This window comes from Trinickia sp. Z7 (genome assembly GCF_056498045.1).
The window spans coordinates 534,751-561,590 of sequence record NZ_JAUEQW010000001.1 but is presented as its reverse complement, the minus strand read 5'-3'; the positions used below and the strand labels follow the sequence as shown (position 1 = coordinate 561,590).

Here is a 26,840-nt window from a genome sequence, read left to right as displayed (position 1 = left end):
GCCGCAGCGATCGATTCGACGATGCAGCCGCGCCTTGAATTCCACCGCGAATGGTACAGGACGGCGCCCTTTCAAAGCTTCATCATTCGATCCCAAGGGGGTTCATCGCCAAACGCTTCAGTGAGGTAATCGACAAAGCGGCGCACTTTAAGCGGTATGCGTCGCGCGCTCGGATAAACCGCCTGGATCGCTAACTCGGTGGCCCGGTAGGCCGGCAGCAGCGACACAAGTTCGCCCCGACGCAGGTGCTCGCCGAACACGAAGGTCGGACCGTACGCGATGCCGGCGCCGGCGAGCGCGGCGGCGAGAAGCATTTGCGTGTTGTTGGCGGCGATCCGGCAAGGTCCGTCGATGATATGCGCGCGGTTTCTCGCATCGAACAAGGTCCAGTCGCCGGCCGACACGGCCTCGCTGAAGGCGAGCCGTGGCGCCCGCAGCAAGTCGCGAGGCTTGCGCGGTGTCCCATGCCGCTCGAGATACGCGGGTGCGGCACACACGACCATTCGACACGGCGCAAGCCGGCGTGTAACGAGTGCGGGATCCTGCAGCCGCCCGATCCGGATCGCTATGTCGACACCCGCTTCGATGAGGTCGACGTAGCGGTCTCCGAGAAGCACTTCCACGCTTACTTGCGGATGGTCTTCCACATAGCGGGCAAGCACCTCGCCCAAATGCATCGCGCCGAACGTGACGGGCGCCGCGACGCGCAGAACGCCGCGCGCCGTACCTTGCGAATCGCTCGCTTCCCGGTTCGCATCGTCGAACGCTTCGAGGATCTGCTTGCAGCGCTCATAGTAAGTTTGGCCCGTATCGGTCAAACTCAGGCGGCGCGTGGTTCGTTGGAGCAACCGCGCGTTCAGTTCGGACTCGATTGCGCTCACGTGCTTGCCGGCCATCGCCGCCGATAGCCCGAACCGCCGCGCCGCGGCAGCAAAGCTGCCTTCCTCCACTGCGGCGACGAACACCCCGAGACTCGTCAGTCGATCCATAACGCCCCCCCGATTCGATAGAACCATTATCGACTGTCGCTACTAATGCCGCAATTATCAAATACCGGACAAGGATCTAATATCGACACGACTCATGAAGAAGGGGCACTGCAATGGAAATCGAAACGAACGGCACGCGGATTCACATCGAGCAGCGGGGCAGCGGGGATTTGGCGCTCGTGTTCCTGCATTACTACGGCGGATCGTCGCGAACCTGGGACCGGGTGGCGAACGAGTTGTCCGACCGGTATCGCATCATTGCCATCGATCATCGAGGCTGGGGCGAGTCCGACGCACCCGCAGATGGCTACCGTATTGCTGATCTCGCTGCCGATGCACAGGGCGTCATCGAAACGCTGGGATTGCAGCGCTACGTTCTCGTCGGTCACTCGATGGGCGGCAAGGTCGCGCAACTCATCGCATCGCGTCGGCTGCGCGGGCTCGAAGGCCTCGTGCTCGTTGCACCGTCGCCGCCCTCGCCGATGCTTCTCTCCGACGAGCAACGCGCGACATTGGCTGCTGCGTATCTGTCGCGCGAATCAGTCGAATTCGTCATCGACCAAGTGCTGACCGCGAAGCCACTGGACGCCGATTGCCGCGAGCAAGTCATAGAGGACAGTCTTAAGGCCGCGCCGCAAGCAAAGGCAGCGTGGCCGAACGTGGCTATGGGCGAAGACATTACCACCGCGGTGACGTCGATCGACGCCCCGACACTGGTCATTGCCGGAGAACTGGACCAGGTGGATCGCGTCGCCACGCTGCAGGCCGAACTCCTGCCCCGAATTCCGCAAGCCGCGATGCGCATCCTGCCTGGAATCGGGCACCTGTCGCCGCTCGAAGCGCCGGCCGAGATGGCGCGGCTCATTGCGGACTTCGTCGCAGCTATCGAAGACAAGTCCGCCGTGGGCAGCGCACCCGACCACGTCTCGGCTGCTTTTGACGCTGCGTTGAACGCGGGCGATATCGATGACCAGACTCGACTCTGAACGTGACGCTACCCGATGACCAGCAGCACGTGGAATTCGGCAGCTCGACGCGGGGTGTGGAAAAGAGCCGTGACGGTCGATGGAGGCTGGAGGCTGGAGGCTACGTCTCGAATCCGCCTGGGCCTGTCGAGCATCCCTTCACAAACGTTAGAAGTTGCCCGGACCACGAACCTTCAAGGGATTCACCGTGCCCCTCACTCATCCGCAATACAAAGTTGCCGTTGTTCAGGCAGCCCCGGTCTGGCTCAACCTCGAAGCCGGCATCGACAAGACCATTGCCCTTATCGAAGAGGCAGCAGCGAACGGCGCGAAGCTTGTCGCCTTCCCGGAGACCTGGCTGCCCGGCTATCCGTGGCATATCTGGATGGGGGCGCATGCTTGGCAGGTAAGCCGTGGCTTCGTTCAGCGATACTTCGACAATTCGCTGAGCTACGACAGTCCCGAGGCCCTCCGGCTCAGCGCCGCAGTGGGGCAGGCCGGCATTACCGCGGTCATAGGCGTTTCCGAGCGAAGCGGCGGCAGCCTTTACATGGGGCAATGGCTCATTGGCGCCGATGGCAAGACCATCGCCGTTCGCCGCAAGCTGCGCCCCACTCATGTGGAGCGCGCCGTGTTCGGCGAAGGCGACGGATCGGATCTGACGGTGTATGAGATTGAAGGCCTCGGACGTGTGGGCGCGTTGTGCTGCTGGGAGCATTTGCAGCCGCTGTCGAAGTACGCGATGTACGCGCAAAACGAGCAAGTGCACGTTGCGGCATGGCCGAGCTTTTCTAACTACGAGCCGTTTGCTCACGCACTCGGGTGGGAAGTCAACAATGCCGCGAGCAAAATCTACGCGGTCGAGGGATCGTGCTTCGTACTGGCGCCCTGCGCTGTCGTAACACAAGCGATGATCGACGACCTGTGCGACACACCGGAGAAGCACGCATTCAACCACGTGGGCGGTGGTCATGCGATTATTTACGGGCCTGACGGGAACGCGCTTGTCTCGAAGCTGGCGGAGAACAGCGAGGGCATTCTGTACGCGGACATCGATCTTTCGGCCATCGTCATTTCGAAGAACGCCGCCGATCCCGCTGGGCATTATTCCCGCCCCGACGTTACTCGCTTGATGATCAATAGAACCCCTATGAGGCGAGTTGAAGGGTTAACGCTACCTGTCGACAGTCCCGAGACTGGAACGGTGTGGGGCCGGGAAAACTGAGGAGTCGAACACGACACCGTCGCGCGAATGGCGGCGGCCACCGCTCGTGCGGGACGGAAGTTCGCATGGTGATCAATGGAATAGGGGGCCTGAGGCTCGCACCGTCTGGTCGAGTCGCCCGCCGAACTTCAGTTGACGGCCCACGACCGGTCGTTATCGGCGCGCAGCGCCGCATCTCTAACGATAGACTCACGAGCAGGCGAATTCGAGTTCGACGCGGGGATAGTTGCCGAGAAGGTAGGGTGGCCGTGATTCGTTTGCCTTGAGCACCCGTAGGTCCCTGCCAGAGCGTGCGCAGAACTGTCTTGCTTCCGTGGTCGCGTCCGCGCGCAGGTTCCCGAGGCCGTGGAAACCAGTGGCGGCCTGCTTGGAAACAAAGTAGGTGCCGCCGCCTTGGTCAATAACGCCGGAATCGGATGCGCACCCGGCCAAAATTGTCACTGCGAAGATCGCCACGAGCTTTTTCATTTCTGCCCCTAATCGCTGTCTTATCGTTTTTTTGCCCGATTTCTTCGGTCGCATAGGCGGCCGGTTGTATTTTGCGGGTCTCCGTCGTCCAAACAGAGCCGGCGCCGGCATCGATTTCGAGACTTTGACAGTCGCGAGCAGTTACGCGCCGAAACCGAACCGACAGTGTGTTCATTCCCGGCTGCAAAGGCGAAACGGTCTCTTGTAGAGAGCGGCAATTGCCTTAGCCGGGCGGCCAAACCGCTTGACGACCATCGTTTTGCCGATTCTTCGATCGAGCGCCAGGTTCCTGGCGATGCGATTGATCGAGTATCGACGGTCCATTACAAACGAGGGCCGGTTCACCCGATGTTCTGAGCCATCGCAGCGCGTGCTCTGACGCGGACCGCAAAACGGCTGATGAGTGACCGCTTCCAACTGACATCTTGCCTTTCGAATGGCTCACTACCAGCCAAGGTCGATGTCCGGACGTGACCGACCTCCGATCGACGACGTCGTCGCACCGTGCCCGGTTCGGCGGACGGCCCGCGTCGACCCACGGCCGCCGTTCGAACCTGCGCTGCGCGGTCGGAAGCTCGCAGGGTATAACGGCCGTCCGTCCGGAAAATTCGATCACAAGCGGCAGGCCACCTTTGCTTCCCCGGAATGGCCGCCCTTTTGGCGGGCACACCGATCACCTCATCTTGACAACGACTTTGCCTTTGGCTCGCCCGGTATCGACGTAGGCCATCGCCTCTCTGGTCGATTCGAAGGGAAAGATCCGATCCACAACCGGGCGTATGACACCGGAGTCGACGAGGGCTGTGATCTGGCGCAACTGGTCTCCACTTGGCCTCATGAACAGAAACGAATAGCTAACCTTGCGCCGGTTTGCTTCCTTCCTGATCCGATAACTCAGGAGACGCATCACCAGTCCCAGGAACCGGGACAAGCCAAGCTCCTTTGCAAAATCCGGGTCCGGTGGCCCAGAGATCGAGATGAGCTGTCCACCGGGTTTGAGCACTCGCAGGGATTTGCTGAGCGTCTCTGCGTCGAGACTATTTATGACCACGTCGTAGTCGGCAAGAATATTCTCGAAATCGTCCTTCCTGTAATCGATGACGACGTCTGCACCGAGGCGCTTGACCCAGTCCACGTTCGCCGTGCTTGTTGTCGTCGCGACAAACGCGCCGACATGCTTCGCCAACTGGATCGCAAACGTCCCGACACCACCGGAGCCCGCGTGGATGAGAACCTTCTGTCCTTTTGCGAGGTGCGCTTTTTCGATCAACGCCTGCCAGGCAGTCAGACCAACCAGCGGAATGGAGGCGGCCTCTTCCATGGTGAGCGTCTTCGGTTTGAGCGAGAGGTCCGCTTCGTTCACTGCAATCAGCTCAGCAAACGCGCCGATCCGGTCTTTATCGGGCCGCGCATAGACTTCGTCACCGATCTTGAATCGCTGCACGCGCGGTCCAACCCGGACGACCACCCCGGCCACCTCGTTGCCCAGAAGGAGCGGCAAGCGATAGGGCAAAACGAGCTTGAATTCGCCATCGCGGATTTTGGAATCGAGCGGGTTCACACCTGCGGCGTGAACCTGGATCAACACGTCATCGTCGTGTAGTTCCGGTTCCGGCATTTCGCCAATCCGCACGCCATCCTTGCGTCCATAGCGTTCGAGAATAAATGCTTTCATAATGTTTTGTTTCCCAGATTTGATTTCTTGATCCACGCGTTCTTTTCTCGGCAGTGATCGAGACCTGAGCCTGCACCCGGCAGCTTGTTCCGCAACTACGAACTCAATATGAGAACTCGACACCCCACCTCGACGGAAAGAAACTCGGCGCAAGCATCCAGGCGAATCCCAAAGCGAAGAAAACAAGTGCAGACAGGATGGCAAGATGGCGGAAGTTGAGATCTTCTATTTTTGCGGGACCGGACTGCCAGACCGTGACGCCGGTATCGCGTCGAGCCGCAAGTCCTTCCGAAGCGCGGCATCCACCAGGCCCGCTGGCGCGAATCTGCGCAGCAATTGCAGACGACTCGCGAGCGCGCCGGCGGGGTACCGGAGTTTCGGACGAGCCGCAACTGCCGCCCTCAGCACGACGTCGGCCACGACGCGGGGCTCCGTGGCGGTTGCCATTACCTCATTGACACGGTTGCTGACGACCGTACGAGCCTCGCGGTATGCATCGAGCTTGGCATCGGGCTCCAGAAAATTCGCGTCGAACGGCGTCTTCGTGTAAGCGGGTTCGATGACCGAGACACGGATGCCCCAAGTGCGAAGTTCATGGTCGAGCGATTCGGAATACCCTTCGATTGCATGCTTCGTTGCGGCATAGAGCGCTCCGAAGGGCATCGGCACGAAACCCAGCACCGAGCCGATGTTGACGATGCGACCACTGCGCTGCTGTCGCATGTGGGGCACGACGGCGCGAGTCATCCGGACGACTCCAAAGAAGTTCGTGTCGAAGATCGACCGGGCCTGCTCGATCGAGCTTTCTTCGGCGCCGGCGGGAGCGACGCCAAAGCCAGCGTTATTCACCAGCACGTCGATGCGTCCCGCTTGTCGTATGACTTCGTTGACCACGGCGGCGACGGATTCATCGCTGGTGACGTCCAGAGTCAGCATCTCGAAGGATCGCTGGCCGGTGAGGGCCGCCCGTCTGCTGGTGCCGAAGACCGTATAACCTGCGTCGGCGAGCCGCTGTGCGGTGGCTTGCCCGATGCCTGAAGATGCCCCTGTAACAAGGGCCACACCCAAATTCCTTCTGTCGACCATTCGAAGCTCCCTGTAAGAGGATTGCAGTAACTATCAAATTGAAATCGACTATACTGGCAAATCGAGAGCATGTCACTATCAAAATAGTATGGACGACAAGAATCTTTGCGATGACCCGTGTCCGATCGCACGCAGCCTGGGTGTCGCGGGTGACGCGTGGAGCATCCTTATCCTGCGCGACGCCCATGCCGGTCTCACGCGCTTTGACCAGTTCCGCAAAAGTTTGGGTATTGCACCGACCATGCTGACCCGGCGACTGGCAACGCTGACAGAGGAGGGACTACTTGAAAAACGCCGCTACTCTGAGCACCCGCCGCGCGAGGAGTACCTTCTGACGGCTGCCGGGCGAGACTTCCTGCCGGTGCTCTTCATGATCGGTGCATGGGGGCGGCAATACCGTGGCGACGGCAAGCTGGTTCGCTTCCTCGATGCGGAAACGGGAACTGAGATCAGGGCGGTGGCGGTCGACGAGGTTACGGGAGCGAGGATCGGGACTCGTCCGATACGCGTTGTCGACCCGGGCAAGGATTGACGCTACGATGATTGCGCCGCGTCGCGTCGTTACGTAAGTCAGCCTAACGCCCGATGAGCCGCGAGGGCGCCAGTCGCTTCGGCAACATACCGCCGGTTCAGCGATCGCCGTGTTGGCCGCGCAATGTCTCGAACGCCTCGAGCGCTCGTGTGCGAGCTTGCCGATGATCGACGATCGGCAGCGGATATGCGTCGCCCAATCGCACCGAGGCCGCCATAAGCTGCTCGGGCGCCGCCTGCCAGGGCGCGTGTATCGAAGCAGCGGGCAAGCGGTGGAGCTCGGGCAACCAGCGCCGCACATAGTCCCCTTGCGGGTCGAATTTCTGACCTTGCAATACCGGATTGAAGATTCGGAAGTATGGCGCTGCATCGGCGCCGCTGCCGGCAACCCATTGCCAGCCTGCCGGATTGTTGGCTTCGTCTGCGTCGACGAGCGTGTCCCAGAACCATAACTCGCCCTCGCGCCAGTCGATCAGCAAATGTTTGACGAGAAACGAAGCGGTCACCATGCGCGCTCGGTTATGCATCCAGCCGGTGCGCCACAACTGGCGCATGCCGGCGTCGACGATCGGATACCCGGTCCTACCGTGTTGCCATGCACGAAGCGCTTGCATATCGGCTCGCCACGGCATTGCGTCGAACTGCCGCCTGAAGTTCGCTTGATGCAGCGGCGGAAAATGGTAGAGCAGATGGTAGGAAAACTCGCGCCAGCCGAGTTCGTCTTGAAACTTGCGCAAGTGCTCGCTGGAGATGGACGCCGCGTGCGCGGCCGCCTGTGCGGCGTACCAAATTTGCCGCACCGACAGGTTGCCGAAGCGAAGGTAGGGCGACATCTTGCTCGTTGCGTCGCGCGCCATCGCATCCCGATTCGTTGCATAGCCGTCCAATTCCGTGGTGACGAAGTGCCGCAGTCTTTCCTGTGCGCCGCTTTCCCCGCACTGCCAGGTTTCTCGCAATCCGGCTGCCCAGTCTGGCGTGTCGGGCTGAAGCTTCAGATCGGCGAGGCCTACCGCTTGTGCGCGGGCGCTTTCGGGTACGCAAAAGAATCGTAGGCCATCAGGCGAGGGACGAGGGGGCTCGGGAGAGATGACTTGAAGCGCCGCGCGCCAATAGGCGCCGAACACCTGAAATGGTCCGCCATCTCGCGTGGCGATTTCCCATGGTTCGCGCAGCAGATGTCCATTGAACGTCGATACCGAAACCGCCTTTGCTTCGAGAGCCGACTTGATCGAAGCATCGGTCTGCCGCTGCGCGTGGGAGTAGCGGCGGTTCCAACAGACCTCGATGGGTTCGATCGCCGTAGCGAACGCAAGGATTGCTTCTCGTTCTTCCCCGCGAAGCAAAACGAGGCCACCGCCCAGCGATCGCAGCGCACCGTCCAATTGACGCAGTGACTCGTGCAGCCACCAGCGCGCGGCTGCGCCGAGGGCGCGGCCATGCTGCGGCTCTGGGTCGTGAACGTACACGCAGACTACGGGGTGCCCGGTGGACGCTGCGTGAGCAAGCGCGGGATTATCGGCCAGCCGTTGGTCGTCGCGGAACCAAACGACGATCGGTTGGTTCGGATGCGGCTGTTGGCGATCTCTCATTGTCTCGAGTCGGTAGCGATGAGACGAAAGTGTACGAGCTTTCGCACCAGAATTCGCGCTTCCGGCGCACCACTGAAAAGAGAGAGAAGGCGCGTGCCGTGTCGCCCTTCGCGCGCGGCAGCAGCGGATCCCTTATGTCGCAAAAGGGGACCGGCGCGGTGCTTCGCGCAATGGAGCGGCCGGGTAGATCGAATTCGAATTCAAGTAGCTGCGCCTTCGCTTTGCTCGCGTACCAAGCCATCCGCGCTCTGCGGTGCGTGCGTCGCCACCGCCTGCGTCCGGCCTCCCCGAGACGAAAGCACGCGCCGCAGCCATTTCCTGCCGGGCAGTTCGATGAGCCGATGGGCCCAGTGGCTCACCACGAGCAGCGTCGCGAGCAATACGATCAACTGCGTGAGCGGCGAGCCTGCGAGCGCGCTGCTGGCTTTGCGGGCGAGCGATAGGCCCTCCATCGGAAAGCGCTGCACCATGTAGAGGCAGTAAGAAATCTCACCCAAGTAAACGATCGGGCGAAAGGCGAGCAGGGGCGCGACCAGATCGGCGTTGGACGACAGCGCGAAGATCAGCAAGCCCAGGCCGGCAACGGTCAACGTATCGCGCTGCGCGACGATGCCCAGCGCGATCACGCCGATTGCCGCGAGGCCCAGTGCGCGCGGCAGCGAAGCGAACCCGGAGCTGCGGCGCAGCCGAAACAGCAAGACGCCGGCGTAGAACTCCGGAATCAATCGCGCGAGCCCGCCGGGCAACGACAATGCGGTGGAGGAGCGCCACTCGAGCACTGCCAGTGCGCCAGCCGGCACGAGCAGCAGCACTGCGGCAAAGAGCCGGCTACGCGCGGGCGCCAACGCCACGAAAAGCGGGAAGAAGACATAGGCGAACCATTCCGCGCTAACGGACCAGGCGACATCGTTCCAACCCGTCACGAACTTGAATGACCAGGCATTGAGCAACACGAAATTAGCCGCGAGCGCCGGATACGTGTTTTGCTCGGTACCGATGAGGTGCTTGTGCAACACGAACTGCTTGACGAATACCAAGCCGATAGCGCCCAGCAATGTCACGAAATGGATCGGATAGATGCGCGCGAACCTTGCGCCGATAAAAGCCCGATAGTCGAGCGGCCTGCCATTGGCGTAGTTGTAAGCGAGGATGAAGCCGCTCAGGATGAAGAAGCCATCGACGCCGAGGTAGCCATGGTCGAACGCGGCGAAGCGGACACCGAAATCGATGAACGCGCCGTTCTCGAAGGGATAAAACAGGTGGCGAGTAACGACCCATAACGCGAGGAAAGCACGCAGTCCCGTCAGTTGATCGATTTGCCCAACATTGTTGCCTTGATTCATTCGCGGATCCCTGTTCGGTTCGTTGCCGATTCGAGCGCCGCTGCTGACGACGCGAGTCAGCAGCGGCGCTCTTTGCGTGCAGACCGTCGATTGTCTCGATAACGGACAATGATGGCCGAGGAGCGCCCCGCGTGCTCAGGAGAATGGCGGCGCGATCTCGCCATTCCCTCGTCACTATCGGTCGCAACGGTGTTGTGCGTTGTTCAGTGAAAGAAAAACGAAAGGGAATCGATGACGTTTAGCGTCCGTTCGAGGCGCTCGTCATCAATCGGCGCTGCCGGATGCGCGGCACATCGTTCCTTCGATTGGCTCGATACTCGCGTGCATCTTGTCGGCGGAGGGAGACGTGTTTTCGCCAGTCAAGTTTCCCGAGCGGTCTCGCCGGTCGAAGCGAGGGGCGCGGAAAGTCATAGAAGCGGACTCGATCCGGCATCTCTCCGTTCGTTCTTGACATATCGGTATTCGTGCCATGTAAGCGCGATGACGACGATGTCCAATGCCGTAATGAGTAGCAGCCAAATCGAGTGCGTAAACGTAAAACGATAGAGCTGATAGGCGATAAACAAGCCGAAGATCGACATTGCGGCGGGGTAATACCAAAGTCTTTTTCGCAGCAGGCCGGCGATCAACCACAGTTTTATCGCACCATGCCCAAACAGGTAGAGGGCGGCAAACGTTGCGGTGCCGACGGAAAGATGCTGAACGGTGTGCAGGAGAAAGTTGGCGACGAGATCGTGTGGATCTTCGACGAATTCCTCCTTGCTGACCCAAAGGACAAGCGTCAGCAAAAGCTGCGGCGGCACGAAATAGGTGGCCACGCCGGCGACGAGCTCGAGTAGCGCGAAAGCACCCTTGCACCATAAGCTCAGCATGAATGCAAGATGTATCCTCTTTTCGCCGAGAAACGTGTTCAGACTATTCACGGTCGGATAAGCCTCCCGATATGGAACATCCAGCGCAACCGACATGGGAAGAGCGCGGTCAGCCCGCGCGAGCCGGCTTGCGCCACACACTGGCCAGCCAAGGCTGTTGCTCGCGAGGCAAGCCTGCTGGCCGGTAATAGTGCTCGAGTTCGACGAATCCCGCGTCCGTCATATATCGACGCCATGCGTCGAGATCGTGAAATGCGCCGTAGCGGCCGTGGTGCCACCCTTCCTGATTCTCGCCGCGCGGATTGGAGGTGAACAGCACGCCGCCGGGCTTGAGCGTCGAGTGCAATTGACGAAGCACGCGCGCCAAATCTTGGCTCGGGACATGGAACAGCGAGGCATTGGCAAAAACGCCGTCGAAACGGGCGGCTGGCAAATCGAGGTGCAAGAAGTCCTGCTGCCACACTTCGCAGCCGGTCGCCTCGCGCGCCATCGCGACGAAGCGTTCGGCTCCGTCGAGGCCTACCGCGCGATGGCCGAGCGAGGTGAACGCTTTGAGATCCCGCCCGGGCCCGCAGCCAAAATCGAGGATCGCAAATGGCGGCTCGGCAACGATATGACGCAATAGCGCATCGATGTTCTGCGAGACGTCGTGGTCGCGCGTGCCTTCTCGAAAATCTTCCGCATGCGTGTTGTAATGCTGCAGCGTGACGGTGCTGATTCCTTCGGATTCGTGACGAGTGGGTGCCATGGGGGATGACTCCGTTGCATAGCGGGAACAGCGAAATCCTCGGCCGGCTGAACCGAAACGGCAGGTAGACGCCCGCCGAACATGCGATGCCGGGATGTCGTGAGGTTGTCTCACCCCCTAAGTATGACCGAGCGGCAGTAGCCACGTTCGACCGGCCCCAGCGACGAATAGGCTTCGAGAGAAGGCCTGAGCGTTCCCGCCGGCGCTTGCGAAGTCCTGCGTGGCGCGTGCCGTTACCCTGCAAGCCGTGTGGACGAAGCGAATAGGAAACTCGCGCGCGCAGCTCGGAGCGTAGGCCTCGGGCAGATCACGACCACGAAGATGAGGGTTACCCCGGATTGAGGCGCGGCAAGGGCGCGTCGTATTCATCAGCCAGCACGCCGGGATCCGGCCGCTACGGGCCGGCTACGCGCAGGCCGTCGACGCGAAGTCGCTGCCCATTGTGATCGCCGTATGCCTCTCTACCCGGATCTGTAGTCATGCCACGCTTCGCCGCGAATCTCACGTTGATGTACAACGAGCATGCGTTTCTCGATCGCTTCGCTGCCGCCGCTCGCGACGGCTTCAAGGCGGTCGAGTATCTGTTTCCATACGAGTTCTCCGCTGCGCAACTGAAGACACGCCTGGACGAGCACGGGCTCACACAATTGCTTTTCAACGCGCCGCCCGGCGACTGGGCCGCGGGCGAGCGCGGTATCGCATCGCTGCCGGGGCGCGAAGACGAGTTCCGCCGTGGCATCGATACGGCGCTCGCCTACGCGCGAATGCTCGGCAACGACAAGCTGCACGTGATGGCGGGCCTGCTGCCGGCAGGCGCCGATCGCGCTCGGCATCGCGAGGTGTATCTGCGCAATCTCGCGCATGCCGCGCAAGCAGCATGCGCGGACGGCGTCACGATCCTCATCGAGCCGATCAACCCGCGCGACATGCCGGGCTTTTTCCTCAACCGGCAGGACGACGCCCAGGCGATCTGCCGAGAGGTCGGTGCGAGGAATCTGAAGGTGCAGTTCGACTGCTACCACTGCCAAATCGTCGAAGGCGACCTTGCCAAGAAACTCGAACGTGACATTGCCGGCATTGGCCACATCCAAATCGCGGGTGTGCCGGAGCGCCACGAGCCGGATATCGGCGAAGTGAACTACCCGTACCTGTTCGAGCGAATCGACGCACTCGGCTATGACGGCTGGATCGGGTGCGAGTATCGCCCGAAAGCCGGCACGTCGGAGGGACTCGGCTGGCTCAGATCCTATTTGTGATTCCCTGCGATTCCCGCATTTTCGCGAGGCGACACCTGTCTCGCCGCAGGCGACGGCGCGCGTGACAGACTGTCCCGTTCCCGACGTGACAGATCCTCCCTCCGCGATGGCCTGCTCCCGGTGATCAGCCGCACGCGCAGGTCTGGCGCACGAGCGGCGAAACGGCACGCACGCTCGGCATGAACCGTGCTTCGAGCGTGACTGGCCCGGACCCGGCGATGCAGCCTGTCCGGCGAAGACGACGCGCAGGCGGCGGCCGGGGAGAGGCGATCGATGGCACTGGGCGAGCAGTTGCAAGACTGGCGTATCGACGCGCTGCGGCTCGAGGACGAGGTGGGCAAGGTCGTGATCGGCCAACGACCCACGATCCGGCTCATCAACGTCGCGCTGTTCGCGCGCGGCCACGTGCTGTTGGAGGGCGGCGTGGGCGTCGGCAAGACCACCGTGCTGCGGGCCTTCGCGCGCGCGGTGGGCGGCGACTTCGAGCGCGTGGAGGGCACCATCGATCTGATGCCCGGCGATCTCGTCTATCACACCTACGTCGATGCGCAGGGCAAGCCGCGTATCGATCCCGGGCCGCTCTTGCGCCGCGGCGAACGGCTCACCACGTTCTTCTTCAACGAGATCAACCGCTCGCGGCCACAGGTGCAGTCGCTGCTGTTGCGCGCGATGGCCGAACGTTCCGTGTTCGCGTTCGACCGCGAATACCGCTTTCCGCACATGATCGTCTTCGCCGACCGCAACAAAGTCGAGAAGGAGGAAACGTTCGAACTGGCCTCGGCCGCGCGCGACCGGTTCCTGTTCGAGCTCAACATGCCGACGCCCGAAGACCGTGCCGTACGCCGCGCGCTCGTGTTCGACACGACCTATCACGATGTCGACGCACTCGTCGAGCAAGTGCGCCCGGGTGTGGTCGCCTGGGAGCAGTTGAATACGATCGGCGCGGCCATTCAGCAGGGCGTGCGCGCAAGTGAGGCCATCGAGCGCTATGTGCTCGACATCTGGCAGGCCAGCGAAACGCCGCAGCGGTTCGGCATCGCGCTCGATGGCGTGGACATGGATCGGCTCGTGCTGGCCGGTGCAAGCCCGCGCGGCATGAGCGCGCTCTTGCGTGCGGCACGCGTGAGCGCGTGGCTCGCGGGGCGTGCGCATCTCGTGCCGGAGGACATCCATGCCGTGCTGCCGGCCGCGCTCGGCCATCGTGTGTTCTTCACTCCGGTCCACGAGCTGCACCGGCAAGCGTTGGCCGCCGCGCTCGTCGATCAGATCGTCGCGCGGCTCGCCGTGCCGTGATTGTCGTGACTGCCGCGATGACCGGAAGCGGGCCTTGCGCCCAGTTTCGAACCGAGTCCTGACTGCGATGAACGAACCGCGCGAGTTTCACTATCGCTTGCCGGGACGCGCCGGTGGTTGCCGTCCCGGCTCGCATCCGGGCGCGAGCTTCGGCGCCGGCGAGCAGTTCGCGCTGCATGCGCGTCTGGTCGACCATCCCGATCCGCGCCGCGTCGATCTTCGCGCGAGCCTGCAGTCGGTGCGCAGCGAATGGCTCGTGCGGCTCCATCTGCAACGCGTGGCCGTGCCGGTTCATGTGGTGGTCGATGTGTCGGCTTCGATGTGCTTCGGGAAGCGGCGCTCGAAGCTCGAAGTCGTTGCAGATTTCGTGGAGGCACTCGGCTACAGTGCATTCCGTTCGGGAGACCGAGCGGGCATGACCGCATTCGACGCGCAAGCGCGTGAGGATCTCTTCGTTTCGCCGCGTCACGGCCGCGGCGGCGGGGACCTGATGGCGGCGATGCTGCGTGCCGAGGCCGCCCAGGGCCGAACCCGCGGCGCGAGCGGCGCGCGCGGCGGCCGGAGCCACGCCAACGGTACGCGCGGACTCGAACGTGCGGTCGAGGCCCTGGCCGCCAAGCAGGCGCTCGTTTTCATCGTGTCGGACTTTCATTGGTCGCTCGATGGCCTGCCGGCCGTGCTCGATACGCTCGCGCACGCGAGCGTCGTGCCCATCGTCGTTTGGGACGAGGCCGAGCTTGCACCGCCGTCGCACGGCTCGCTGCTCGCCGTCCATGATGCGGAAACGGGCGAGGGCCGCACGATCTGGCTTTCCCCGCGCGTGCGGCGGCAATGGGAGGAGGCCGTGAGCCGGCGGCGCGCAGCGCTCGACGCGCTGTTCGGCGCGCGCGGGATGCGGCCGTTCGAGATCGCGGGCGCGTTCGATGCCGACGCGCTTTCGCGCTATTTCATCGAGGGCTCCGCATGATGCGCCTGCGCTGTCCCATGCCGACGCTGCGCTTGCCGAAGCTGCCACGCCCCGGGGCGGTTGCGCTCACGCTCTCGCTGGCGGTCTCGGGTGCAGGCATGTTCACAGTCTCGTCTCCCGCTCGCGCTACCGCCTACGCGGCAAGCATCGATCCTCCGCGCGGCTTCGGATATACGATCGGCGACGTCATCACCGAGCGTGTGATGCTTGCCGCGGCGGGCCGTGACGCCGGCAATGTGGAGCCGCCTTCGAGCGGTCGCATCGATCTTTGGCTCGAACGCCGCCCCGCGCGGGTCGAGACCGATCGCGAAGGGCGACGCTGGCTTGTCCTCGACTATCAGATCGTCAACGCCCCGCGCTCGCTGACCCAAATCGCACTGCCCGCTCTGAGTCTGCGCACCCGTGGCGGCGATGTCCTGCGACTCGACGCATGGCCGATCACCGTGGGGCCGATCGTCTCCGATACGGCCGTCGCGCCGATCGGCATCGCCGCTGGGGGCGCGGGGGCGGCGCAGATCGTTGCTGCTGGGCAGGGGCGCGAGCGGGCGGTTCTCTCCGGCGCGTCGTGGGCCATGCAGCCGGACCGCACGGCCTCGCCGATCGCGCTCGCGCCGATCCGGCGGCGAATCGGCTATGCGCTGGCATGTCTTCTTTCGACGTTCGCCGGCTGGCTGTCGTGGTGGGTATGGCGCAACCAGCGTGACGCTGCGCACATGCCGTTCGCGCGAGGCTGGCGGCAGATACGCTCGCTGCGTGCACCAGGAGCGCGTGCCGATGTCGATGCGGATGCCGATGCCGCCGCCGATGCCGCGTGGCGCATCATCCATCGCGCGTTGAACGAAACCGCGGGGCAGGTGATCAACCTGCACTCGCTCTCGCAACTCTTTGCGCGCGCGCCATGGCTGCTACCGATGCAGCCGCAGCTCGAAGCGTTCTATGAGCGCTCCGACGCACGATTTTTTGCAGTGTCGAACGAGGCTGCCGGCGGAACGCGCGCCGAACCGTCGTCACAATCGGGCTCGGACGCCGCCCTCGTTGCGCTGCTGCGCGCGCTCTTTCGCGCCGAGCGGCGGCGTGATCGATGATGGACGCCACGCTCGATTTCACGGCACCCTGGGCGCTCTTGCTGCTGCCGCTCGCGCTATTGCCGTTTCTGCCGCGGCGTGACGACACGCTTTCGTTCTCGTGGGCCGGCTGGCTGCCCCAAGAGCGTATCGGTCGCGTATTGGACATGATGGGGCGGGTGAGCGCCGCGCTGGCGCTTGCGTCCATCGTCGTGGGCTTGGCCGGGCCGGGCCTCACCGGACTCTCCGTGCATCGCACGGGGCGCGGCGCGCAGATGCTGATCTTGATGGACCGCAGCGGCAGCATGACGGACGTCATGGCGAGCCGCGGCGTGAACAGCTCGGGCGAGTCCAAGAACAGCGTCGCGCGCCAGGCACTCAGCGAATTCGTCCGCGCGCGGCCGAACGATCGCTTCGCGTTCATGATGTTCGGTATCAGCCCGGTACTGGCCATGCCGTTCACCTACGATCATGCCATCGTCGCGGACGCCATAGAGGGCACACGAATCGGCAGGGGCATGCCGGACACGCAGCTTGGCCGCGGGCTCATTGCCGCGATTGCGCAATTCGACGCCCGCCCCTTCACCGGTCATCGCGCGATCGTCATGGTGTCCGACGGCGGTGCGTTGCTGACCCCGGGAGAAAGTCAGGCGATCGCCGATGGACTCGCGCGCAATCGCATCGCCCTTTACTTCGTTTTCTTGCGTAGCAGCGTCTATACGCCCGCCCTCGATGTCGCGGTGCGCCGTGGGGATGCATCCCCTGAAGCGCGGCTGCATCGCTTCTTCCTTTCGCTGCGCACGCCGTATCGCTTGTTCGAGGCCGGCGACGCGAACGGCATGGCCGCCGCGATGCGGACCATCGGCGAGCAGCAGAACTACGCAATCTCGTTCGTCGAGCGCTTGCCTCGGCAGGCGCGCAGCGGATGGTGCTTCGCCGTGGCCATCGCCTGTTGCGCGATACTCATCGCCGCGCGTGCAATCAGCGTGGGGAGCTGGCAATGAAACGGGCGACGGTCCATGCCGCCTTCGCTGTCGTTGCGCTTGCGAGTGCGGGCGCAACGGCGTACGAGGCAATCCGGTTCGCCCGCGCACAACGCATCGACCAAGAACTCGTGAAGATCGCCGCCGATACGGTTGCCCGCCGGGCGAGGGCGGGTATCGAGCCGGCGGCGGTCGATCCGAGCGATGCCGGCCGGACGCGCGCCGTGGCGCATCTTGCCGACGTCGCCGGCGAGGAGCCCAGGCCGATCGTGCTGGCGCGGGCGGTCGCGTTCGCGGCCGAAGGCAACTTTCCCGCCGCCACCCGGCGCTATGAATCGTTACTGGAAGCGGGTCCACTCGACGAAATCGGCCGTGCCGCCTTGTTCGATCTCGGTAATGCCTATCTGCGTCAGGGTGCGGGGACGGCGGCCGACGCGCTGCGTTCACTGCCCATGATCGAGCAAGCGAAGGCACACTACCGTGCGCTGTTGCGTATCGCGCCCGGCGATTGGGACGCGCGCTACAACCTGGAGCGCGCGCTACGGCTCGCACCGGAAGGCTCGGCCGAGCCCGACGCGGCAGGCGTCGCGACCAAGCACGAAGTGACCCTGCGCGGTGCGAGGAGCGACGACCTGCCGTGAGACTACTTGTGCCCGCCCGTATCGGCATTCTCTTGCAGCGACGTCATTGGGCCGTATGCGCTGCCTTTGCCCTGCTCGTTGCCGCGTTCGTATCGCCTAGCGTGCAGTGGCCGCGCACGACGTTCTCGTACATGGTTACGTTCGACATCACCCAAAGCATGGACACCGAAGACCTGAGCGTTTCCGGAGCGCCGATGAGCCGGCTTGCCTATGCCAAAGCGTCGATGCGCGAGGCGTTGGCGCAATTGCCGTGCGGCTCGCGCATCGGCTGGAGCATCTTCGCGGGGCAAAGCACGCTGCCGCTGATGGCGCCGCTCGAGGTCTGCGCCCATTTCGACGCGCTTTTGGCTTCACTGGACGGCATCGACGGCCGCATGCGCTGGGCCAATTGGAGCCGTATCGCCGAGGGTGGAGTGTATTCGGCCATTCGTGTCGCGCGCGATGTCGGTCACGGCACCGCCGTCGTCTTCATCACCGATGGTCAGGAGGCGCCCCCGGTCCTGCCTGGAAACGGGCCGGCGGTGCAAATCGCGCTTCCCGGCATCGGCGGCTGGCTGATCGGTGTGGGCGGCGACGCACCCGCGCCGATTCCGAAGACCGACGAGCGGGGCAATCGTATCGGCTATTGGCTCGCCTCCGAGGTAGTGCAGATTCCGGCTGCCGCGAGCGGGTCTGGCGCCGGCGCGAGTCACGAGGAGCGTTCCGAGTTGCGAGGCCCGTATCTCGCCACCGTTGCCGGCCGCATCGGCTTCGGGTACCGAAGACTGTCGAGCCCCGCTGCGCTCGCGGCGGCGCTGCGCGATGCGCGCTGGGCGCGTCATGAGCGCGCGCCTGCGAGCCTGCGGTGGATCGCGGCGCTCGCCGCGCTCGTGCTGCTCGTTTGGCGCTATGGGCGCTTGCGTGATCTGCGCGCGGCGGCCGCAAGCGCCTCGCGAGCGCTTCGGGAGAGGGGCCTTGCATCGAGGGTTGCCGCACGCCACCGCGGTGAGCGATGCTGACGATGCCTGCCTGCCCGCCTACCTGCAACCGCGACCCGCGGCCATGAACCTGCAACAAACCCGCAACAAACCGAACGGAGAACGACATGCTGGAGACACGACCCACGACGGCGCACGTCCTGCGGCCGCTCATCGCCGCCGCAGCCGCATGGCTTGCTGCAGGCTCGCTGCAAGCCGCGCCGCTCGCTTACGTCACGAGCGAGAAGGCCGGCGTCGGCGTGATCGGCCTCGACACGATGACGCTCGAGAAGACATTTTCGATCGGCGCTGCCGGTCCGCGAGGACTCAGCCTCAATGACGACGGCACGCGTCTCGTCGTCGCCGACAAGACGACGGGTGAACTGGCGGCCATCGATACGGCGACGGGCCGGGTCGTCGAGCGCGTGAAGATCGGCAGAAATCCCGAATACGTCCGCGTGCATGGCGGTTATGCGTATGTCACCTACGAGCCGGGGGATTCGGGCAAGCTCTCGGGCAAAGCCGCGGGCACGTCGCCGGGCAAGCCGGGCGCCGAAGACGACGACGCGGCCAAGCCGCCGGCCGAGATTGCCATCGTCGATCTGAAGACGTGGCGGATCGTGCATTCCGTGGTGAGCGGCCATGAAACGGAAGGCGTGGAGTTCTCTCGCGATGGCAAGCAAATGCTCGTCACGAACGAGGGCGACGACACCGTTTCCGTGTACGACGCGCCGAGCGGCAAGCCGATCGCAACCGTGAAGATGCCGGCCGGCGGGCGGCCCCGTGGCATCAGGCGTTCCCCGGACGGTTCGCAATACGTCGTGACGCTCGAATCGCTGAGCAAGATGATCGTGCTCGACGCGGGCGACTTTCACGTCGTGAAGTCCGTCGATACGAAGCTCGGCCCCTACGGCGTCGCCTTCGGGCCGGACGGAAAGCGGCTATTCGTGGCCGCGGCGCGCGACCAGATCTTGCAAGTGTTCGACGCGAAAACGTTGGACCCCATCGCTCAGGTGCCCGTTGGCAAGCGTTGCTGGCACTTCAGCTTCACGCCCGATGGCTCGAAGTTGTTGCTGGCATGCGGACGCTCGGACGCGGTGTTCGTCATCGATGCGGGCGACTACCATATCGTCAAGCAAATCGGCGATCTGCCGCTCGCGTGGGGCATCGTCACCTATCCGCCCAGCGACGGGTCGATCGAATCGCGCTGAGTCGGCTCAGGTCACGGTGGGCCGCGTCCGTTCACCGCACGTCAAGGCGATGGCGGCGCGGCGGCAGAGGCTCAGGCACCGCCGTTGCCAACCGCGTTGCCGCTCGCGGCGAAGGGGCCGAGCGCGCGCGCTTCGCGAAACACCGCTATCCACTGATCCGTATCGAGTTCTTGCCGGCCGGCGGCGTAGTTCACGGGGTTGTAGCAGAACGCGCAATGCAGCGGGCAGCGGTACGTGAGTTCGGCGAGCAACCAAAGCGGCGGCTCCACCTCGTGCGTTCCTTCCTCGGGCGATGCCGCGGCGGCAACGGCTTCGTGTGCCGAGATATCGCTCATTGCGCTACTCCAGCCAGCCGCGCGATCGCGCTTGAGCCACGAACGCACGCACTTCGTCGCCGATGCCGGTCGTATTGAATGCACGTTCGAGCTCGGCTATCAACGCGTCGAGCGAACGCGTGCCGTCGCAGCGCTTCAGGATTTCAGCCGCACTCTGATTGAGCTTGACCATCCCTTCGGGGTAGAGCAGCACATGCGCGTTTTGCGCACTCTCCCACTGCAAGCGAAAGAGCGGTTTGAGCCGGACAGGCGTATCGTGCGCGCCGGCCTTGGGCGCTGGCGAGTCGGTATTCATGCTGGATATGCCTTCTCGATGGCGTCGAGCATCGACCATAGAATGTCGAGCTTGAACTGTAGGATCGTCAACGCACGCTCCTGCTGGTCGCGCCGCGTGAAATGGTCGAGCGTCACTTTCAGACCATGGTCGATGTCTCGCTGCGCAAGCGGAATGCGCGAGCGAAAGTAGGCGAGGCCTTCGGCGTCGATCCACGGATAATGCTGCGGCCACGAAGCCAAGCGATCCTTGTGGATCTGCGGCGCAAACATCTCGGTCAGCGACGAGCAGACCGCCTCTTGCCAGGGTGCGCGCCGCGTGAAGTTGACGTAGGCATCGACGGCGAAGCGAACGCCCGGGCTCACGTGCTCGAGCGACCAGAGCGCGCTGCGTGTCAGTCCGACCGCCTGCCCGAGGCGCGACCACGCTTCGATGCCGCCCGCGTTCTCGCCGTAGCCGTCGTGATCGAGAATGCGTGTGACCCACTGGCGGCGCGTCTCGCGATCGGGGCAGTTCGAGATGATCGCCGCATCCTTGATCGGGATGTTGATCTGATAGTAGAAGCGGTTGGCGACCCAGCCGCGAATTTGCTCTGAAGAAGCGCCGCCCGAATTGAGCCGCACGTTGAACGGGTGGTGGATATGATAGCCGGCGCCTTTCGCGCGCAGCGCCGCCTCGAACGCTTCACGCGTCAATGCCGGCTGGGCCGGGTCGGGCTGGCGTACGGGCGCGGTGCCTAAGCAGTCGTCGATCGTCATCGAGTCTCGTCTCCTCAGAACCGTCTCGCGTTGCGGCTCCGGCCACCGGGCTCGTCCGCTCGCCGGCATGCAGTCACAGCTCGAACGCCATGCCGTCCTCGGCGACCTCGATGCCGTGCTCGGTCAATATGCGCCGTTCGGCTCCGTCCTCGAGCAGAATCGGGCGAGGCGTTGATGAGCAGCCAGTTTTCACCGTCGGCGCTGACGGCGATCGACGATTGCGTGCGCGGCCGCGCCTTGATCGTGCCGCGACGCAGGCCGTCGCAGTTGCGGCAGTTGCAATTCCATTGCGGGAACCCGCCGCCCGCCGATGAGCCGAGCACCTTGATCTTCATGCGGGGCAATTCCTCATGAGCGCCGCCTCCGGGCCTTGGCGTTCGTTCGCCGCGGCAGCATGGTGGCGAGCAGCGCATCGCGATCGATGAATTCGTGCTTGAGCGCACCCGCGATATGAAGGACGACGAACCCGATCATCGCATAAGCGAGCACCTGATGGGCGCCGAAAAAGAGGCCGCGAAAAAAGGGATCATCGCGTCCCCATGCCGGCAGCGCGAGGCCCCAGAAGCGTACGCCGTATTTGTTGAACGACGATCCCAGGTATCCGGTCACCGGCAATGCAACCATCCCGACGTATAAAAAAGCCTGCGTCGTGCGCGCGGCGGCGCGTTGCCACGGCCGCATCGGCGGTAGCGGCGGCCGGGTCACGGCCGCGCGTACGGCAATGCGGATAAGCACAAGCAGGAAAACCGTGAGCCCGAGCGACTTGTGCAGATTGATCAGCGTCGCTTTGATGGGCAAACCTTTCGGCAGGCCGACCATATAGAGCCCGAGCGCGAGCAGCGCGATGATCGCGAGTGCGATCAGCCAGTGCAAAACGATCAGCGAAGTCGCGAAGCGCGTGGCCGCTACGGGCGATTCGCGCCGCACCGCTTGCGCTCGCGCAGCGCGCGAGTGGGTCGTAGTCATGACTGTCTCCGATCGCCGCTTTCATGCGCCTCGTGGAGACGCCGGGCATTGCCTTCGTCGCATTGCTTGCGCTCGGCCTTGCCGGTGGCTCGCGCAAGCCCGAATTGGCGTGAACAGCCCTTAGAGCAAGGTCTATGCCGACTGCGGCGCTTCCATGCGTCGCGCCAAGGTGCTAGCGGTCGCCGCGTTTCGCGCGCGTTTTACCGAACAGACTGTTTATCTTGCTGGCGCACAGTGTCACCGGCGCGACCCCGACGAGGCACGTCCGGGGTGCCTCTCGCTTACGCCCGCGCGGGGCGTGCTCCAATGGCATGGAACTTGTGTGGTTCAGCGCCACGACGTGCACAGGCGGGCCCGGGGCACTGCCTGTGCCGTGCGGGCCGCGCGCTCCGACGAAGCAGTCTTGGCGTTGAACGGCGTAGCCCCGGCATGTGCGGGCATGCGGCGCAGCGGAAAGAAACTAAGCCGCGAGGACGGATCGAACCATGCGAGGACAACGGTATGTGGGTGGTGAAGATCGGGGGCGGCCTCAGTCACGAGCCGGCGCTGCGCAATTGGCTTACCGAGCTTGCCGAAGTAGGTGGGGGACGCGTGGTGATCGTTCCGGGCGGCGGCGATTTCGTGGACAAGGTGCGGCAGTACCAGGCCGAATGGCGCTTGGGCGAGCTTGCCGCGCACAACATGTGTTTGCTCGCCATCGCCCAGTATGCGGTGCTGATGCAAGGTCTCGTGCCGGAACTCGTGCTTGCCTCGAGCGAGGCCAAGATCCGGCGCGCATTGCACGACGGGCGCGTGGCCGTATGGGTGCCGACGGCGCTCATGTGCGATACGCCCGATGCGATGAGCAACTGGGATGCGACATCGGACAGCCTCGCCGCATGGCTTTCGACGATGCTCAATGCCGAGCGGCTCACGCTCGTGAAGGCGTGCGCGATCGATCCGGCCGAGCCGCTCGAATCGCATGCGAGCAGCGGCGTAGTCGACCGGCGCTTCGTCGGCTACGTCAGCGACGCCAATTACGTGGTCGAGCTTTTCAGCAAGGACAACATCGCGCTGATGCGCGATCGTCTCTTGAACGTGCCGGCCTCATGGGCCGGCAACCAGCCGGGCGGTGCGGGACGTTAGCGGCGATGGGCCGCTCGGCCCTTCGTTGCGCATACCGGTTCGGCCGGCATTGCGCTACGGGCGCCCGGGGGCAGCCCGTTACCGCTTAACGCGTTGCAATGTACATCGTGATTTCGAAGCCGAAACGCATGTCGGTGAAGCTAGGTGTCGTCCATTGCATCGATCGTTCCTCCATCCAGTCGTTCGAAGAAGTCGCCGTCGGCGGCGCCGACGCCGTGCCGGTCGCCGATCGGCGTGCGAATGATGCAAGCTCCGTGCCGAGATATACGCCATGCGCGCGCTCGCGCCGAATGCGTCTTACGTGAGACGCGAACGACCGCAGCCTGCGCATCACTGTCGCGAAAACGCAGCAAAGTGTGCCACGCACCCCCTGTTCCAAGCGCGGGCTCGCACATCGCGCACTGGGCATTCGCGACCTGCAATCGATAAGTCATCCGTTAAGTCTCGAGAATGAAATCGTGAATATTCAACGGGTATCGGCCTGCATACGATGACATCACGCGTTTCGTTTCCCATCGAGACGCATCCAGGTCAACTCCCGAGGACAGGCCATGAACGATTTCAGCAGGGCAGCCGTGCAGCCGGCCCGCACGCCGCGCGAGCGTTATGCCGCGGGCGTGCTGAAGTACCGCGAGATGGGCTACTGGCAGCCCGACTACGCGCCGAAGGACACCGACGTCATCGCGCTCTTTCGCATCACCCCGCAGCCGGGCGTCGAACCGGAGGAAGCGGCCGCCGCTGTCGCCGGCGAATCGTCGACGGCCACCTGGACCGTCGTCTGGACCGACCGGCTCACGGCATGCGACATGTATCGCGCGAAGGCATACCGGATCGAACCGGTGCCCGGCGTGCCGGGCGCCGAGCCGCAGTATTTCGCGTACATCGCTTATGAACTCGATCTGTTCGAGGAAGGATCGGTCGCGAACCTGACGGCTTCGATCATCGGCAACGTATTCGGCTTCAAGCCGTTGAAGGCGCTGCGTCTCGAGGACATGCGCATACCCGTTGCTTATCTGAAGACGTTTCAGGGTCCGCCCACGGGCATCGTCGTCGAGCGCGAGCGGCTCGACAAATACGGCCGCCCGCTGCTTGGCGCGACGGTGAAGCCCAAGCTCGGTCTCTCGGGCAAGAACTACGGGCGCGTCGTCTACGAAGGACTCAAGGGCGGCCTCGATTTTCTGAAAGACGACGAGAACATCAACTCGCAACCGTTCATGCATTGGCGCGATCGCTTTCTGTTCGCGATGGAGGCAGTGAACCGGGCACAGGCCGAGACGGGCGAGGTGAAAGGGCATTACCTGAACGTGACCGCGGGGACGATCGAAGACATGTACGAGCGCGCCGAATTCGCGAAAGAGCTCGGTTCGTGCATCGTCATGATCGACCTCGTGATCGGATGGACGGCCATTCAGTCGATGTCGCGTTGGGCGCGGCGCAACGACATGATTCTTCACCTGCACCGCGCCGGGCACGGCACCTACACGCGGCAACGCAATCACGGCATCTCGTTCCGTGTCATCGCGAAGTGGGTGCGCATGGCCGGCGTCGATCACGTTCATGCCGGCACTGCCGTCGGCAAGCTCGAAGGCGATCCGTTGTCGGTGCAGGGCTATTACAACGTGTGCCGCGAATCGCACAATGCGGCCGACCTCACGCGCGGGCTCTTCTTCGAGCAGCCGTGGGCGGGCCTGCGCAAGGTGATGCCGGTGGCCTCGGGCGGCATCCATGCGGGGCAGATGCACCAGCTCGTCGATCTCTTCGGCGACGACGCGATCCTGCAGTTCGGCGGCGGCACGATCGGTCATCCGGCCGGTATTCAGGCCGGGGCCATCGCCAACCGCGTGGCGCTCGAGGCGATGATCAAAGCCCGCAACGAAGGGCGTGACATCGCGAACGAAGGGCCGGAGATTCTCGAGGCGGCGTCGCGCTTTTGCACACCGCTCAAGCAGGCGCTCGACGTATGGAAGGACGTGACCTTCAACTATGCATCGACCGATACGCCCGATTTCGCGGTCACGCCGAGCGTCGCCTGAAGCGCACCGAACCCACAGGAGGTCATTGCCATGCGAATCACACAAGGGACGTTTTCGTTCTTGCCCGATCTGACCGACGAGGAGATCGCCGCCCAGGTCGACTATGCACTGGGTCAGGGCTGGGCCTGCTCGGTGGAATTCACCGACGACCCGCACCCGCGCAACATCTACTGGGAGATGTGGGGGCTGCCCATGTTCGATCTGCGCGATGCGGCCGGCGTCGTGCAAGAGGTGCGGGCCTGCCGTACCACCTATCCGAATCTTTACATCAAGGTCAACGCGTTCGATTCCGTGCGCGGTTTCGAGACGATGCGCCTGTCGTTCATCGTGAATCGGCCCGCCGTGGAGCCCGGCTTTCGCTTGAGTAGAACCGAAGGCCGCGGCCGCGTGCAGCACTACTCGATGACGAGTTACGCAACGAACGCTCCCGCTGGCGAGCGCTACGCGGACACAGACCGATGAACACGACCGAGAGTCCCCACCCACGGGAGGATGCGATGGCATCAGCCGATTGCGCGAGCAGCGTAGATCTAGCGGGGCTGTACCGCGATTCGGGCATCGCCGAGGTGCTGGACGACCTCGATCGCGATCTCGTGGGCCTCGTGCCCGTGAAGACGCGCATTCGCGAGATCGCAGCCTTGCTCATCGTCGATCGGGCGCGCAGGCAACTGGACCTTGCGAGCGGCGCGCCCACGCTGCACATGTGCTTCTCGGGCAACCCCGGCACCGGCAAGACCACGGTCGCGCTGCGCATGGCCGAGGTGCTGCACCGGCTCGGCTACATCCGCCGCAATCATCTCGTGTCGGTCACACGAGACGATCTCGTGGGCCAGTACATCGGCCACACGGCGCCCAAGACGCGCGACGTGCTCAAGCGCGCCATGGGCGGCGTGCTCTTCGTCGACGAGGCCTACTACCTTTACCGCCCCGAGAACGAACGCGATTACGGCCAGGAGGCCATCGAAATCCTGCTGCAGACGATGGAAAACCAGCGGGACGACCTGGTGGTGATCCTGGCCGGCTACGCCGCGCGCATGGATACCTTCTTTCAAAGCAACCCGGGTCTGCGCTCGCGCATCGCCCATCACATCGAATTTCCCGACTACGAGGCGTGCGAACTGATTGCGATTGCCGAGCGCATGCTGGAGACGATGCACTACCGCTTCGACGACGCGGCACGCGAGGCGTTTGCAGACTACATTGCGCGGCGCAAGGCTCAACCGAACTTCGCCAACGCGCGCTCTGTGCGCAACGCGCTCGATCGTGCGCGGCTCAGGCAGGCGCGGCGTCTGTTTGCGGCGTCGCTGGCGAGCGGTGCACCGGTCTCGAGCGCGCTGCTGATGCAGCTAGCCGCCGCCGACATTCGCGCGAGCCGTGTGTTCGCCGCGCAGGGCGAGGATCCCGACGAGCCGGAGCATGCCGCTGCGCAGCGGGCCGTGCACGCCGGCGCGCCGCCGCTCGGACACCGGATTTGAATAGCAGCAGGA

Annotated in this window: 27 protein-coding genes and 2 pseudogenes; 15 read left to right on the top strand and 14 right to left on the bottom strand. The window is 63.8% G+C overall.

Annotation, left to right across the window (positions count from 1 at the left end; genetic code table 11):
• Positions 1 to 71 precede the first annotated feature (71 nt).
• Positions 72 to 989, bottom strand: a complete 918-nt coding sequence (locus QQS38_RS02535) for a LysR family transcriptional regulator (RefSeq protein ID WP_479643782.1) — start codon at positions 987 to 989, stop codon at positions 72 to 74.
• Between the two features lie 113 nt (positions 990 to 1,102).
• Here QQS38_RS02535 and QQS38_RS02530 point away from each other — a divergent pair, with 113 nt between their 5' ends.
• Together QQS38_RS02530 and QQS38_RS02525 are read left to right on the top strand one after the other, a co-directional pair.
• A complete protein-coding gene (locus QQS38_RS02530) occupies positions 1,103 to 1,975 on the top strand; it encodes an alpha/beta fold hydrolase (RefSeq protein ID WP_479643781.1) in 873 nt (290 codons plus the stop codon).
• A gap of 187 nt (positions 1,976 to 2,162) precedes the next feature.
• Positions 2,163 to 3,179 (top strand): carbon-nitrogen hydrolase family protein, encoded by a 1,017-nt coding sequence (locus tag QQS38_RS02525; RefSeq protein WP_479643780.1) that lies wholly within the window; start codon positions 2,163 to 2,165, stop codon positions 3,177 to 3,179.
• A 189-nt stretch (positions 3,180 to 3,368) separates the two neighbouring features.
• Here QQS38_RS02525 and QQS38_RS02520 read toward each other — a convergent pair whose 3' ends face one another.
• The 3 genes from QQS38_RS02520 to QQS38_RS02510 all read right to left on the bottom strand — a co-directional run bounded on the left by QQS38_RS02520 (position 3,369) and on the right by QQS38_RS02510 (position 6,408).
• Positions 3,369 to 3,647, bottom strand: coding sequence for a hypothetical protein (locus QQS38_RS02520; RefSeq protein ID WP_479643779.1), 279 nt, complete (start codon positions 3,645 to 3,647; stop codon positions 3,369 to 3,371).
• Between the two features lie 673 nt (positions 3,648 to 4,320).
• Positions 4,321 to 5,322 (bottom strand): NADP-dependent oxidoreductase, encoded by a 1,002-nt coding sequence (locus tag QQS38_RS02515; RefSeq protein WP_479644086.1) that lies wholly within the window; start codon positions 5,320 to 5,322, stop codon positions 4,321 to 4,323.
• A gap of 225 nt (positions 5,323 to 5,547) precedes the next feature.
• On the bottom strand, positions 5,548 to 6,408 hold the full coding sequence (locus QQS38_RS02510; protein ID WP_479643778.1) for an oxidoreductase: 861 nt from the start codon (positions 6,406 to 6,408) through the stop codon (positions 5,548 to 5,550).
• Positions 6,409 to 6,496: 88 nt separating this feature from the next.
• Here QQS38_RS02510 and QQS38_RS02505 point away from each other — a divergent pair, with 88 nt between their 5' ends.
• Entirely contained in the window at positions 6,497 to 6,940 is a 444-nt protein-coding gene (locus tag QQS38_RS02505) for a winged helix-turn-helix transcriptional regulator (RefSeq protein ID WP_479643777.1), read from the top strand.
• Positions 6,941 to 7,037: 97 nt separating this feature from the next.
• On the opposite strand, the gene QQS38_RS02500 is transcribed toward QQS38_RS02505, so the two are convergent.
• The 4 genes from QQS38_RS02500 to QQS38_RS02485 form a co-directional block, all read right to left on the bottom strand.
• The gene (locus QQS38_RS02500) at positions 7,038 to 8,528 is read right to left on the bottom strand and encodes a cryptochrome/photolyase family protein (RefSeq protein WP_479643776.1); all 1,491 of its coding nucleotides are present in this window, start codon (positions 8,526 to 8,528) and stop codon (positions 7,038 to 7,040) included.
• Positions 8,529 to 8,728: 200 nt separating this feature from the next.
• Positions 8,729 to 9,871, bottom strand: coding sequence for an acyltransferase family protein (locus QQS38_RS02495; protein WP_479643775.1), 1,143 nt, complete (start codon positions 9,869 to 9,871; stop codon positions 8,729 to 8,731).
• A 407-nt stretch (positions 9,872 to 10,278) separates the two neighbouring features.
• Positions 10,279 to 10,839: a DUF2127 domain-containing protein gene (locus tag QQS38_RS02490; protein WP_479643774.1), complete on the bottom strand. Its 561-nt coding sequence runs from the start codon at positions 10,837 to 10,839 to the stop codon at positions 10,279 to 10,281.
• A gap of 13 nt (positions 10,840 to 10,852) precedes the next feature.
• Positions 10,853 to 11,491: a class I SAM-dependent methyltransferase gene (locus tag QQS38_RS02485; protein ID WP_479643773.1), complete on the bottom strand. Its 639-nt coding sequence runs from the start codon at positions 11,489 to 11,491 to the stop codon at positions 10,853 to 10,855.
• A 479-nt stretch (positions 11,492 to 11,970) separates the two neighbouring features.
• Here QQS38_RS02485 and otnI point away from each other — a divergent pair, with 479 nt between their 5' ends.
• The 8 genes from otnI to QQS38_RS02445 all read left to right on the top strand — a co-directional run bounded on the left by otnI (position 11,971) and on the right by QQS38_RS02445 (position 19,862).
• Complete coding sequence (gene otnI / locus QQS38_RS02480) at positions 11,971 to 12,747, top strand: 2-oxo-tetronate isomerase (RefSeq protein ID WP_479643772.1); 777 nt, start codon at positions 11,971 to 11,973, stop codon at positions 12,745 to 12,747.
• A gap of 273 nt (positions 12,748 to 13,020) precedes the next feature.
• Complete coding sequence (locus QQS38_RS02475; protein WP_479643771.1) at positions 13,021 to 14,040, top strand: AAA family ATPase; 1,020 nt, start codon at positions 13,021 to 13,023, stop codon at positions 14,038 to 14,040.
• A gap of 67 nt (positions 14,041 to 14,107) precedes the next feature.
• Positions 14,108 to 15,007, top strand: coding sequence for a DUF58 domain-containing protein (locus tag QQS38_RS02470; RefSeq protein WP_479643770.1), 900 nt, complete (start codon positions 14,108 to 14,110; stop codon positions 15,005 to 15,007).
• The gene (locus QQS38_RS02465) at positions 15,004 to 16,092 is read left to right on the top strand and encodes a calcium incorporation protein MxaA (protein WP_479643769.1); all 1,089 of its coding nucleotides are present in this window, start codon (positions 15,004 to 15,006) and stop codon (positions 16,090 to 16,092) included. The genes QQS38_RS02470 and QQS38_RS02465 overlap by 4 nt, the downstream gene beginning before the upstream one ends.
• On the top strand, positions 16,092 to 17,075 hold the full coding sequence (locus QQS38_RS02460) for a vWA domain-containing protein (protein ID WP_479644085.1): 984 nt from the start codon (positions 16,092 to 16,094) through the stop codon (positions 17,073 to 17,075). The genes QQS38_RS02465 and QQS38_RS02460 overlap by 1 nt, the downstream gene beginning before the upstream one ends.
• Positions 17,072 to 17,695, top strand: a complete 624-nt coding sequence (locus QQS38_RS02455; protein ID WP_479643768.1) for a hypothetical protein — start codon at positions 17,072 to 17,074, stop codon at positions 17,693 to 17,695. The genes QQS38_RS02460 and QQS38_RS02455 overlap by 4 nt, the downstream gene beginning before the upstream one ends.
• Positions 17,692 to 18,693: a vWA domain-containing protein gene (locus QQS38_RS02450; RefSeq protein ID WP_479643767.1), complete on the top strand. Its 1,002-nt coding sequence runs from the start codon at positions 17,692 to 17,694 to the stop codon at positions 18,691 to 18,693. Before QQS38_RS02455 ends, QQS38_RS02450 begins: the two co-directional genes overlap by 4 nt.
• Before the next feature lie 86 nt (positions 18,694 to 18,779).
• On the top strand, positions 18,780 to 19,862 hold the full coding sequence (locus tag QQS38_RS02445; protein ID WP_479643766.1) for a beta-propeller fold lactonase family protein: 1,083 nt from the start codon (positions 18,780 to 18,782) through the stop codon (positions 19,860 to 19,862).
• Positions 19,863 to 19,978: 116 nt separating this feature from the next.
• On the opposite strand, the pseudogene QQS38_RS02440 reads toward QQS38_RS02445, so the two are convergent.
• From QQS38_RS02440 to QQS38_RS02420, 5 genes and pseudogenes are all read right to left on the bottom strand, one after another.
• A pseudogene (locus tag QQS38_RS02440) lies at positions 19,979 to 20,197 on the bottom strand (pyrroloquinoline quinone biosynthesis protein PqqE); the annotation flags it as partial.
• 4 nt (positions 20,198 to 20,201) lie between these two features.
• Positions 20,202 to 20,492 (bottom strand): pyrroloquinoline quinone biosynthesis peptide chaperone PqqD, encoded by a 291-nt coding sequence (pqqD, locus tag QQS38_RS02435; RefSeq protein WP_479643765.1) that lies wholly within the window; start codon positions 20,490 to 20,492, stop codon positions 20,202 to 20,204.
• Entirely contained in the window at positions 20,489 to 21,229 is a 741-nt protein-coding gene (gene pqqC, locus QQS38_RS02430; RefSeq protein ID WP_479643764.1) for a pyrroloquinoline-quinone synthase PqqC, read from the bottom strand. The genes pqqD and pqqC overlap by 4 nt, the downstream gene beginning before the upstream one ends.
• 154 nt (positions 21,230 to 21,383) lie before the next feature.
• Positions 21,384 to 21,564 (bottom strand): annotated as a pseudogene (locus tag QQS38_RS02425) (pyrroloquinoline quinone biosynthesis protein PqqB); the annotation flags it as partial.
• A gap of 13 nt (positions 21,565 to 21,577) precedes the next feature.
• Positions 21,578 to 22,195, bottom strand: coding sequence for a cytochrome b (locus tag QQS38_RS02420; RefSeq protein WP_479643763.1), 618 nt, complete (start codon positions 22,193 to 22,195; stop codon positions 21,578 to 21,580).
• Positions 22,196 to 22,696: 501 nt separating this feature from the next.
• On the opposite strand from QQS38_RS02420, the gene QQS38_RS02415 reads away from it, so the two are divergent.
• A complete protein-coding gene (locus QQS38_RS02415) occupies positions 22,697 to 23,320 on the top strand; it encodes an amino acid kinase family protein (protein WP_479643762.1) in 624 nt (207 codons plus the stop codon).
• Positions 23,321 to 23,405: 85 nt separating this feature from the next.
• Here the strand turns inward: QQS38_RS02415 and pqqA are convergent, their stop codons facing one another.
• Positions 23,406 to 23,480 (bottom strand): pyrroloquinoline quinone precursor peptide PqqA, encoded by a 75-nt coding sequence (pqqA, locus tag QQS38_RS02410; RefSeq protein WP_008354335.1) that lies wholly within the window; start codon positions 23,478 to 23,480, stop codon positions 23,406 to 23,408.
• Positions 23,481 to 23,871: 391 nt separating this feature from the next.
• Between pqqA and QQS38_RS02405 the strand changes: the two genes are divergently transcribed.
• Genes QQS38_RS02405 through cbbX form a run of 3 tightly spaced genes read left to right on the top strand, consistent with a single transcriptional unit; the run spans position 23,872 to position 26,828 of the window.
• On the top strand, positions 23,872 to 25,353 hold the full coding sequence (locus QQS38_RS02405; RefSeq protein WP_479643761.1) for a form I ribulose bisphosphate carboxylase large subunit: 1,482 nt from the start codon (positions 23,872 to 23,874) through the stop codon (positions 25,351 to 25,353).
• 30 nt (positions 25,354 to 25,383) lie between these two features.
• Positions 25,384 to 25,815: a ribulose bisphosphate carboxylase small subunit gene (locus QQS38_RS02400; RefSeq protein ID WP_479643760.1), complete on the top strand. Its 432-nt coding sequence runs from the start codon at positions 25,384 to 25,386 to the stop codon at positions 25,813 to 25,815.
• A gap of 35 nt (positions 25,816 to 25,850) precedes the next feature.
• Positions 25,851 to 26,828, top strand: coding sequence for a CbbX protein (cbbX, locus tag QQS38_RS02395; RefSeq protein WP_479643759.1), 978 nt, complete (start codon positions 25,851 to 25,853; stop codon positions 26,826 to 26,828).
• Positions 26,829 to 26,840 lie beyond the last annotated feature (12 nt).

Bases quoted from the DNA above. Each gene is read 5' to 3' on its own strand.
- QQS38_RS02535 (WP_479643782.1), bottom strand. From the start codon at position 989: ATGGATCGACTGACGAGTCTCGGGGTGTTCGTCGCCGCAGTGGAGGAA.
- QQS38_RS02530 (WP_479643781.1), top strand. From the start codon at position 1,103: ATGGAAATCGAAACGAACGGCACGCGGATTCACATCGAGCAGCGGGGC.
- QQS38_RS02520 (WP_479643779.1), bottom strand. From the start codon at position 3,647: ATGAAAAAGCTCGTGGCGATCTTCGCAGTGACAATTTTGGCCGGGTGC.
- QQS38_RS02515 (WP_479644086.1), bottom strand. From the start codon at position 5,322: ATGAAAGCATTTATTCTCGAACGCTATGGACGCAAGGATGGCGTGCGG.
- QQS38_RS02510 (WP_479643778.1), bottom strand. From the start codon at position 6,408: ATGGTCGACAGAAGGAATTTGGGTGTGGCCCTTGTTACAGGGGCATCT.
- QQS38_RS02505 (WP_479643777.1), top strand. From the start codon at position 6,497: ATGGACGACAAGAATCTTTGCGATGACCCGTGTCCGATCGCACGCAGC.
- QQS38_RS02500 (WP_479643776.1), bottom strand. From the start codon at position 8,528: ATGAGAGATCGCCAACAGCCGCATCCGAACCAACCGATCGTCGTTTGG.
- QQS38_RS02495 (WP_479643775.1), bottom strand. From the start codon at position 9,871: ATGAATCAAGGCAACAATGTTGGGCAAATCGATCAACTGACGGGACTG.
- QQS38_RS02490 (WP_479643774.1), bottom strand. From the start codon at position 10,839: ATGTCGGTTGCGCTGGATGTTCCATATCGGGAGGCTTATCCGACCGTG.
- QQS38_RS02485 (WP_479643773.1), bottom strand. From the start codon at position 11,491: ATGGCACCCACTCGTCACGAATCCGAAGGAATCAGCACCGTCACGCTG.
- otnI (WP_479643772.1), top strand. From the start codon at position 11,971: ATGCCACGCTTCGCCGCGAATCTCACGTTGATGTACAACGAGCATGCG.
- QQS38_RS02475 (WP_479643771.1), top strand. From the start codon at position 13,021: ATGGCACTGGGCGAGCAGTTGCAAGACTGGCGTATCGACGCGCTGCGG.
- QQS38_RS02470 (WP_479643770.1), top strand. From the start codon at position 14,108: ATGAACGAACCGCGCGAGTTTCACTATCGCTTGCCGGGACGCGCCGGT.
- QQS38_RS02465 (WP_479643769.1), top strand. From the start codon at position 15,004: ATGATGCGCCTGCGCTGTCCCATGCCGACGCTGCGCTTGCCGAAGCTG.
- QQS38_RS02460 (WP_479644085.1), top strand. From the start codon at position 16,092: ATGGACGCCACGCTCGATTTCACGGCACCCTGGGCGCTCTTGCTGCTG.
- QQS38_RS02455 (WP_479643768.1), top strand. From the start codon at position 17,072: ATGAAACGGGCGACGGTCCATGCCGCCTTCGCTGTCGTTGCGCTTGCG.
- QQS38_RS02445 (WP_479643766.1), top strand. From the start codon at position 18,780: ATGCTGGAGACACGACCCACGACGGCGCACGTCCTGCGGCCGCTCATC.
- pqqD (WP_479643765.1), bottom strand. From the start codon at position 20,492: ATGAATACCGACTCGCCAGCGCCCAAGGCCGGCGCGCACGATACGCCT.
- pqqC (WP_479643764.1), bottom strand. From the start codon at position 21,229: ATGACGATCGACGACTGCTTAGGCACCGCGCCCGTACGCCAGCCCGAC.
- QQS38_RS02420 (WP_479643763.1), bottom strand. From the start codon at position 22,195: ATGACTACGACCCACTCGCGCGCTGCGCGAGCGCAAGCGGTGCGGCGC.
- QQS38_RS02415 (WP_479643762.1), top strand. From the start codon at position 22,697: ATGTGGGTGGTGAAGATCGGGGGCGGCCTCAGTCACGAGCCGGCGCTG.
- QQS38_RS02405 (WP_479643761.1), top strand. From the start codon at position 23,872: ATGAACGATTTCAGCAGGGCAGCCGTGCAGCCGGCCCGCACGCCGCGC.
- QQS38_RS02400 (WP_479643760.1), top strand. From the start codon at position 25,384: ATGCGAATCACACAAGGGACGTTTTCGTTCTTGCCCGATCTGACCGAC.
- cbbX (WP_479643759.1), top strand. From the start codon at position 25,851: ATGGCATCAGCCGATTGCGCGAGCAGCGTAGATCTAGCGGGGCTGTAC.